We start from the raw sequence: 8,807 nt of genomic DNA, 5'->3' as shown, positions 1-8,807 counted from the left end.
TAAGAGAAGTATCGATTATATAAAAAGATGATTTAGTGAATTAGCAAACATTCGGTGTGTCTTTTAAGATAAAATCAATTAGCTTTCTTTACTTTCTTATGGTTGCAGCAAAATTTTCCCGACACTTTTTCCAGATTCTAAATAATCATGGGCAGCTTTTCCGTCAGCTAATGAAAAAATGGTTGGTTGACTGATTTTAATTTGATTCTTGCTAAAGTAAGTAAATAGTCGGGTGCTTCTTCTCTCCCGCTCTTGAAAACTTGTTAAGTAATCCCAGAGATCCCCTGTCAAAATACTTTTTGATTTTGATAACAAGGGAATAAAGTCGATCGCTGGCGGATTTCCGCCTGCCATGCCAAAAAAGATAACCTTCCCTCTATTTTTGAGCAAGTTGACACTTTCGGCTAATGTATGTCCAATGCCATCATAAACGGTATCAAAGAAAGAAGTATAGGTTTCTTGCCATTCTGTGTTTCTTAAAAAGACTTGTTTTGCTCCTTGGTCTAAAGCCAGTTGTCGCTTTTCTTCCGAAGAAGTGACGCCGAAGACTTCTAGGCCATCTGCGGTTAAGAGTTGCGATAAAATTTGTCCGACACCACCACTTATCCCATGGACGAAGACCTTACTATTATTCACATTATTGCCAAGATCATGAGCTAAAAAATCAGCTGTCAACCCTTGCAGGCCAATACTGGCTGCTAATTCAGGTGGTATACTAGATGGAATACGGATGGCATTTTCCTCAGGAACAGCCACCAATTCTGCATTAGCAAAAGGAACATCCACAAAAAGAATCGTTTCCCCTAGCTGAAACTTAGAGACTGATCTTCCTTTTTGAATAATCTTCCCTACACCTTCATAGCCATTAATTAGAGGGTCTCGGGATTCAATATGATAGCTGCCCTTTCTTCGATAAATATCTGCATAATTCAAACCAATATACATCATTTCTATCAATAGCTCATTTTCTTGAATGACGGGATCAGGCAAATCCCCATATGTTAAAACAGTTGAATCACCGAATTCATTAAAATACAACGCCTTCATGCGCAAATCCTCTCCTATCTTCAGTCTATCGAAATCGTCCTGTTCTGTCTAAAATCAGAAATCTATCAATCGCCAAGCTTTCATAGAACGGAACAGTATCACAATCAACCGTTTGAAGTTTCATTAGCTATCTTTTGTTCGAACCCCCCCCTATTTTGAAGGTACTCTTCTTCTATGCCACGAGATGCCATGCGTCAAAAGAGAAAGTTTTTATGGTTCGTCATTTTCCATCTTAAAACGGTTATGAATGGATCCTGCATATTAATTGATTTATTAAATAGTCAATCTAAGAGATGTTTAGCTATATTACTATACTCTTAAACTAAGTAAAGACTAGAGTAGTAATCATTGATTATTAAAAAAACGTTTATGTTATGAGGAAATCATTTTTTATAAAAGCGAATTCGATCTGTATGTGCTGGTATCTGATTATAAACTGATTCCCAAACACCCTTTCGATAGACTTCATATTCTTCAAATAAAAAGGGCAAACCATTCGACTGAGCAATATCTGCGCTATCCATCAATTGAAAATGTAAATGGGGGGACGTAGAGTTACCTGAATGTCCAACATTTCCTAGTTTCTCTCCTTTTTTTATCCGATCACCAACTACTCCTTTTATTGAATTCGTTTGTAAATGTGCAAATGCCATATAGATATTATTTTGGCATTTTAAAACCAGATAATTCCCAGCAATTTTACTGAAGTCGTCATTATACTCGTTAAAAGAGTTAGCATTTTTTATAGCAATTGCCGAATCCACTATCCAATGCACAACAGCACGTTCTGGAATACCATCTCTAATCGTTACGATCTCACCATCACAAGGCGCAAAAATCGGTTTCCCCCAACCATAGCATTTATCTAACGGTACTCCAAAGAAAAAATACCTAGTAAAACTAGTATTGTAAAACGGCTTTCTTGTCTTTTCCCAATCAACTTGCACAAAATCAAACGCAAATCTTAATCCCATACGATTAGTACCGTGACTAGGGATTTTCTTTACTGGTGTAGTAGGTGCTTGCCATTCCCCTCTAAGTGGAAATTCTATAATAATCGATCGGTGCTGGTCTTTTATCACCTCTGATTCCTCCTTTCAAAAATGCCTCTTCAGTCTCTTTTTGAAAAATTATTTTTTTGAAGTCCACTTTTCTTTCGGTCAAATTTTCCCAACTTCGTAAAAAGAGTGTCTTGCTTCTTTTTTTATTTCAGGAAAGAGTGAGCGATTGGACACCTAAATGGGTTCTATTTCTTGCTAATTCAAATAAATATCTTTATTTTTTTGCCGGTGTTTTTCATTAATCTATCAACATACTGATTATTCAATCAAAAAATTTTTCTTGTATCCCTAGCATAATTTCATCTTCTGTTTTTTTATCGGTTTCGTTGGCGAAATCATAATAATGAGGCTTCTGATCGTAGTATATTTCTAATTTTAAGCAGGATTCACTTTCATCAGTAAACAAATCAATGGGAATGTCATAAGAATCTGTAGGAATAAGATAGTAAAATAGATTGGATCCACAATTTCTGCAGAATCCTCTCTCTGCCCAATCAGAGGATTTGTATCTTGTAACTGATTCCTCAGAAGTGATGGTGATGTCTTCACCGCTTCCTGCTGAAACAGAAAGAAACGGTCCGGACCCCCATTTTCGACACATGGAACAATGACAAGCACTAATCTCCGAATGAAAATCTTTGACAATGATAGAAACTTTTCCGCATAAGCAAGTGGCTTTTTTCAATGAATTTCCTCCTTTTAAACAAATTTCCTTTGTCATTTTTAAACAAATCGTTTTGCAGCAACTTTTTTCAAATTATTGATACATTTGGCTAGTTCGGCTGTATTCATTTTAGCCTTCTCTAAAGAGAGGATCAGCATATCACAGACAGAAATGATATCCTCTGACGGTTCAGGATTATTCAAAATAGCTCTTACATCATGTTCTTCTTGATGATCGATCGAATGAAGTAAGCGCAAAATGGCTTCTAATGAATATTTTGCTGCGCGTAATATACGAATGATTTTTAATCGCTTTAGATCGTCTGCTGCATAAATGCGATACCCATTTTCACTTCGCTTTAGCGATAACAAGCCGTTCAACTCCCAGTTTCTTAACGCATCAGTTGTTACGCCTAAGTATTCAGCTGCTTCACTCCGCTTTAAAGAAATGTCTTCCTCTTCAGTCGTTCCTTTGATCATATCTTCAACGATATGAATCGCTTCATTCGCCTCATCGATTTCTTGATCAATAGCCAATCCATAATCATGGAGCAATGCTGTGGCTGAAGCAAATTCATATTTTGCCAAGGCTTTGATCAGCTCTCTCATCATTGCTCTTAAACCAGATTGGAGCACCTCGACCTGAAAAGCAACTTTTGCTGTTCTTATCAATTCAACATGATATTCATTGTAAATTCTATAGCCATTTTTCGCTCTTTGAGGCTTAGGAATCAGTTCCCATTCCTCATAGCGTCGAATCGTGTTAGGATGAAAACCCACTAGTTTTGCTACCTCAGACGTTTTATATGTTTCCATCCGTTTCTCCCCCATCGTTCAAAATAAAAAGCGTTAATTCATGAAGTGCTCTGGAACAGCTTGTATACAAAAGATTGCTTTTTGATGATAATTGTTCCTTCCTAATATCAGTCAGGATAACTTGGTCGAACTCCAAGCCTTTAGCATATTGTGGCGTCGTGACAATGATTCCTTCCGTCATGGCTGTAGACTGCTTCCCAAAACGAGTGACCTCATAAGAAGATAGGCTTTTTTCGATTTTAGCAACTTCATCCCAAGTTTGGCAAATGATGCCGCAGGTTTTATGAGCTGACGATTCAAATCTTTCTATTATTTTTGTCAGCTTTTCTTGTTTTTCCTGTTGGTGATCAATATAGTTCAACTCAACTTCTTTATTATGACGTTCAATCGGAGTAAGTGCATTATTTGCCGTAAATTGTTTAGCAAATTTAATTATTTCATAGCTGGACCGATAACTGGTATTGAATGTGACTACATGGTTGTTTGAAACAACGGTTTGTAGTCGCTCCAAAAAATTCATTTCCGATGTCAGTAAATCTTGATTGACATCTCCACAAATTGTTTTTTGGCAAGGAAACAAACGATCCAACACATAAAAGTGCAACAGCGAATAATCCTGCATTTCGTCAATAACAATATGTTTGATTTGTCGGTTGGGAAGGATTCCCTCAATGTTCATTTTGAAATAGAGATATGGAAATAGATCTGCATAATCAATCTTATTTTTGTTTTGATTAAAAGGAATCTTTTCTGACGTCAAGAAGTTCACGTACTCATTCAAGCTAGTTGTTATTTGCAACCTGCTTAGCAACTCTTTTTCTATTGCTTTGCTTATATGATGTTGGTCATTCTCAGGCACGATCTTACTTAATTGCCGTGCTAATTGCTTAGTTCTAACGAATAATGCACTTTCCGAAAGAGTATTATTTACTTTTTCCAATTCTTTTTTTGAAAATGTGTATTGATGATCAACGATAATATCTTCGGAAAATAATCTATTATTGAGCTGTTGGATATGGTTTTTCAAAGACAAAAAGAATTTCTCAGATCTTTTATATAAAAAGGTTTTTGCCTCTTTTGACATTGGCTTTTCTATCATTTGATCTATTTCATCCTGTTTATCAGTTACTTTTAACTCTTCTTCGATCATTGGTTGGACAAGCTGGGTGATTTCAAGCTGATTTAGCTCGTCTTCTCCTAATTCAGGCAAAACAGTTGAAATGTAACTGGAGAATACATCATTAGGTGATAGAATCAAAACATCTGAGGCCTGTAGTTCTTCTCTTTTTTGATAGAGTAAATAAGCAATTCGATGGAGTGCGATAGATGTTTTTCCGGAACCAGCAACACCTTGGATAATCAAGTTCTTGGCTTTTACATCTCTGATTACTTCGTTTTGTTCTTTTTGAATCGTGTGGATAATGGTCTTCATTTCACTTGAAGTGTTTTTACTCAGCTCATTCATCAAGAATTCATCGTTTACTGTGTCATCTGTGTCGACAACAACTCTAAGCGCTCCATTTTCAATTTCAAACTGTCGCTTTCCTTTTAAGTATCCATGAAATCTCTTCCCTAATGTCTCATAGTAGGCAGAACCTAAACTAAAATCATAGTATAATGAGGAAATCGGTGCCCGCCAGTCATAGATCAGCTGCTGTCCAAATTCATCCGCAAACCCGTACCTACCAATGTAAAAATTTTCTACATCTTCGTCACCCTCAAACTGAAACTTAATTTTTGAAAAGTAAGGTGCTCCTTTTAAATACGCTAACTTTTTACTAATATTCGTTTCAAAGTTATTACGCTTATCAATAAAACTTAAGTTTTGCTGGTGATTGTAAACTTCATATTTGTCTAATTCATTTTTATAGTCAACTGTATATTTTTTGATATCTTTATAAGCTTGTTCATTAGCATTGACAGTTCCATCAATTTGTTTAATTTTTTTCTCAATTTTTGTTATAACTTCTTTTAAATGCTCATTTTCTTTCGTATTTAACATGATAAATTCCCCTTTCTCAATGATCTTATCAAGAAAGGGTACATTGGTGGTTTAGTGTAGGGTTTGGAAATTTTAAAATAGATTGATTGTTCTTTGTCTAATTTTCTTTTAAAGTGATTCTCTCATTTTCAATCAGTAATCATACGTATCAATTTCACTGACAGCTTTTTCAAAGTCTGATTGATGCGGTAGAACTTTTTTTTCTTTTGGTGGGAATGTTTTGTCAAAATCATTTAAGATGGATTCATCTGGATACATCGCTTCTGAAAAATGAACACTGCCGCTTATGCCATCTAAAGCACCTTCAAATAGAGGCAATGCCATTACGCCAGTATAAAATTTACCATCAGGCATTGATATATTATATTTCTTTGTTCCTACAAATCCATATGGATGGTAATGATACGTAAAGCCGCCAAGAATAATGGCATTAAAGCCTAGTCTTTTCGCTTCAGCAAGTGAGTGCTCAATCAGCATGCGACCAAACCCTTGCCGATGATACTCTGGCGAAATGCTTACTGGTCCGAAGGTTATAATTGGATGGACTCCGCCATCCTTATCGATCACTTTCGCTTTTGTATAAAAAATGCTGCCGATGATCTCATTGTCTAATGCAATAACGAAGGACAACTCGGGGATAAAGTCAGGATGTTTTCTAATGTTGTGAACAAGTAAATGTTCGACTGCTCCTGGGAAATATAAATTCCAAAATGCTTCTCGTGTGATTTCTTCCACTATTCTATGGTCTTTTTCTTCTTCATGTCTAATTGTAATAGTCATAATTTCCTCCAAAAGTATTTCTTTTCTTTTTTTTACAAAAGATAACTGACTTAATTGTCTAATCCTCGAAATAGTAGGAGAAGGCCTAGACTATAGTCAAAGATCTTTATTTCGTTTCTATACTATCATCGTTGAACTAAAATACCACATGATAGCTCGTTTAAATACTAACCATATGAAATACATCATCTAGTTCTATTTAGGACGAACAAAACTGGTATGTCCATCTTGAACTCCTTTTTTATCGTCGTTTTTTATTCTAACTGAAAGAATATCTCTAGCTCATTCTCATGGAAAAAGACATTCCCAATGTTGAGATGTGTAGAGAATGGTGAAACTTTCAGTACTCTTAAACGTGGAATTTACTTAAATAGTGTTATCCAGCTATTACCTCTTATTTAGGCAATGGGTCTTTATGACTAGCAATTCTAAATCAATTATTTTTGATTTGGAATTGCTAATAAGAAGTAAAACTAAATGATTACTATTGAGTAATTATAGGTGCACATTTACTGTTTTTTTAATTCAACCTTGTCTACAGTCTTAGGCGATAGGTTTCACCAATCGTCTAAGCTTTATAAATTTGATAATTCTGCAAATACTTTTTCTATTAGCATAAAAATAGACCGTACTTTATTTGTTTTTCAACTTATTGTTCAGATACTTATGCTACTCATCGGACAGACTCCATTCAATTTTTAGTAGAACAAATCATGCCTTCGCACAAAGTTTATCTAAACTATTTTTCACATATAAACAACTGGCTATAATCGATTATCCTTATTCCCATCTAAAATAGCGCACCGCAATAAAAATACCAATAATGGAAATAGCTGTTAACAATAAAACCATATAAAGCAGCCCATTTTCTTCTGGAAACGTAACCGTCTTTAATAACTTGATGCCTTGCGTCAAAGGCATAATATCCGCTACTTTCTGCAATCCCTGCGGCATGATTTCATAAGGAACTGTCGCTCCTGATAAAAAAAACATTGGAAAGAAAATTGCTGAATTTATCGCCCCGGTTGCTTTCTCACTAGGCGATAAGCTGGCAACGATCAAACCTATGGCATGAATGGAAATCATCACTAACAGATACGCTGGTATAAAGTACAGCCAGTTGCCAACGTAAGAAAATTGAAAGAAAACAACTAGCACGCCTAATAGTAACAACATCGACACGATGCTGATCGTAAAGCAAAAAAGTAAATGTGCCAAAAGTAATTGGATCGGACTAATTGGTGTCACCTGATATCTTTTCAAGATTTTTCGCTCACGGTAGGAAGATAATGCAAGAGGAAGCCCCATCACACCTGCTGAACAAATCCCTACAGTCGAAACGGACACAAGAGCTGTATTCAGCGAATCATTACTAGAATCCATAACCCCCATAAGACAAACAATCCCAAGGGGAACAAAAATGCCAAATATAATGGAAGACATTTCTCTTATCGACAGTTTTGCTTCTGATTTATAAAGTAACCAAAATGTCTTCATCTTAATACTCCTCCCCAATAAGTGCTAGAAAGGCTTCTTCAAGTGTGTCTTTTTTGCTTTCCAATACTATTTCTGCGACCGTACCGCTTGCCACTTCTTTGCCCTCTTTTAGGACTAAAATTCGATCACATAAAATTTCTACTTCGTCCATATAGTGTGAAGTCAGGAAAATGGTCACACCTTTTTCTTTAAGCATCAGCAAGTATCGCCAAACTTCTCTCCTTGCTTTAGGATCCAGACCCGTTGTCAGCTCGTCTAAAAAGATGATCTCCGGATTCCCCATAATCGCTAATAGGATACATAGCTTCTGTTTTTCTCCGCCGGATAATGTAGCTAAAAACGAATTTTTTTTTGCTGAAAGACCAAATTCATCCAACGTCCTCATCCAATCAATCGGTTTTTCGTACAAGGAATGAGTAATTTCACAGATTTCTTTGACCTTCAACTGATTTTGAAAAGCTGCTTCTTGAAACTGAACCCCTACATATTGAAAGAGCTTTTTTCGCTCTTTTCTTGGATCTTTGCCTAACAAGGTGATATCTGCAGAATCATATTTTTGCGTACCTAAAAGGCAATCGATCGTCGTTGATTTGCCTGCTCCATTATGACCGAGCAAGCCAAATATCGTTCCTTTCTCTACAGCAAAACTCAAATTGTCTACTGCACGTTTGTCTCCATATGTTTTGACCAGATCTTTCACTTCTATTGCATTGGTGTTTTTATCGATCATTTTATCCCTCCAATCATTTTCTAGGTTCATTCTAGCCGAAAACGATTCGAAGGTGGTCTAGTGGAGGGTTCTCAATTAGGGGAAAATCCTATCTCGACTTCCAATAAATAATACGTAATAGCAATGCATCACTTAAATACTCGATTTCATCCATCTGTTCTTGATCTTCCAAATAAAGAAAAACCAGTTAGGGACGCTGCCTAACTGGTTA

The 8,807-nt window shown here is 36.0% G+C and carries 8 protein-coding genes; all 8 read right to left on the bottom strand.

The annotated features are described in order from the left end of the window. Positions 1 to 96: 96 nt before the first annotated feature. On the bottom strand, positions 97 to 1,047 hold the full coding sequence (locus tag A5870_RS08000; RefSeq protein ID WP_077453307.1) for a zinc-binding dehydrogenase: 951 nt from the start codon (positions 1,045 to 1,047) through the stop codon (positions 97 to 99). Positions 1,048 to 1,430: 383 nt separating this feature from the next. Beyond that, a complete protein-coding gene (locus A5870_RS07995; protein ID WP_396203788.1) occupies positions 1,431 to 2,129 on the bottom strand; it encodes a M23 family metallopeptidase in 699 nt (232 codons plus the stop codon). Between the two features lie 241 nt (positions 2,130 to 2,370). Further along, on the bottom strand, positions 2,371 to 2,793 hold the full coding sequence (locus A5870_RS07990; RefSeq protein ID WP_170924096.1) for a GFA family protein: 423 nt from the start codon (positions 2,791 to 2,793) through the stop codon (positions 2,371 to 2,373). 38 nt (positions 2,794 to 2,831) lie between these two features. Further along, the gene (locus A5870_RS07985) at positions 2,832 to 3,587 is read right to left on the bottom strand and encodes a MerR family transcriptional regulator (RefSeq protein WP_086292342.1); all 756 of its coding nucleotides are present in this window, start codon (positions 3,585 to 3,587) and stop codon (positions 2,832 to 2,834) included. Further along, positions 3,574 to 5,589, bottom strand: a complete 2,016-nt coding sequence (locus A5870_RS07980; RefSeq protein WP_086292341.1) for a HelD family protein — start codon at positions 5,587 to 5,589, stop codon at positions 3,574 to 3,576. Before A5870_RS07980 ends, A5870_RS07985 begins: the two co-directional genes overlap by 14 nt. Before the next feature lie 132 nt (positions 5,590 to 5,721). Next, positions 5,722 to 6,369: a GNAT family N-acetyltransferase gene (locus A5870_RS07975; protein WP_086292340.1), complete on the bottom strand. Its 648-nt coding sequence runs from the start codon at positions 6,367 to 6,369 to the stop codon at positions 5,722 to 5,724. 780 nt (positions 6,370 to 7,149) lie between these two features. Further along, a complete protein-coding gene (locus A5870_RS07970; RefSeq protein ID WP_086292339.1) occupies positions 7,150 to 7,866 on the bottom strand; it encodes an ABC transporter permease in 717 nt (238 codons plus the stop codon). A 1-nt stretch (position 7,867) separates the two neighbouring features. Beyond that, positions 7,868 to 8,596: an ABC transporter ATP-binding protein gene (locus tag A5870_RS07965; RefSeq protein WP_086292338.1), complete on the bottom strand. Its 729-nt coding sequence runs from the start codon at positions 8,594 to 8,596 to the stop codon at positions 7,868 to 7,870. Between the last annotated feature and the right edge of the window lie 211 nt (positions 8,597 to 8,807).

The sequence above is a fragment of the Enterococcus sp. 2G9_DIV0600 genome (assembly GCF_002140615.1).
In the GTDB taxonomy this organism is placed as follows: Bacteria; Bacillota; Bacilli; order Lactobacillales; family Enterococcaceae; genus Enterococcus_D; species Enterococcus_D innesii.
This window is presented reverse-complemented; position numbering and strand designations above follow the sequence as displayed.

Excerpts from the sequence above, each read along its gene's own strand:
- A5870_RS07975 (WP_086292340.1), bottom strand. The coding sequence starts at position 6,369 with ATGACTATTACAATTAGACATGAAGAAGAAAAAGACCATAGAATAGTG.
- A5870_RS07985 (WP_086292342.1), bottom strand. The coding sequence starts at position 3,587 with ATGGAAACATATAAAACGTCTGAGGTAGCAAAACTAGTGGGTTTTCAT.
- A5870_RS07970 (WP_086292339.1), bottom strand. The coding sequence starts at position 7,866 with ATGAAGACATTTTGGTTACTTTATAAATCAGAAGCAAAACTGTCGATA.
- A5870_RS08000 (WP_077453307.1), bottom strand. The coding sequence starts at position 1,047 with ATGAAGGCGTTGTATTTTAATGAATTCGGTGATTCAACTGTTTTAACA.
- A5870_RS07980 (WP_086292341.1), bottom strand. The coding sequence starts at position 5,589 with ATGTTAAATACGAAAGAAAATGAGCATTTAAAAGAAGTTATAACAAAA.
- A5870_RS07965 (WP_086292338.1), bottom strand. The coding sequence starts at position 8,596 with ATGATCGATAAAAACACCAATGCAATAGAAGTGAAAGATCTGGTCAAA.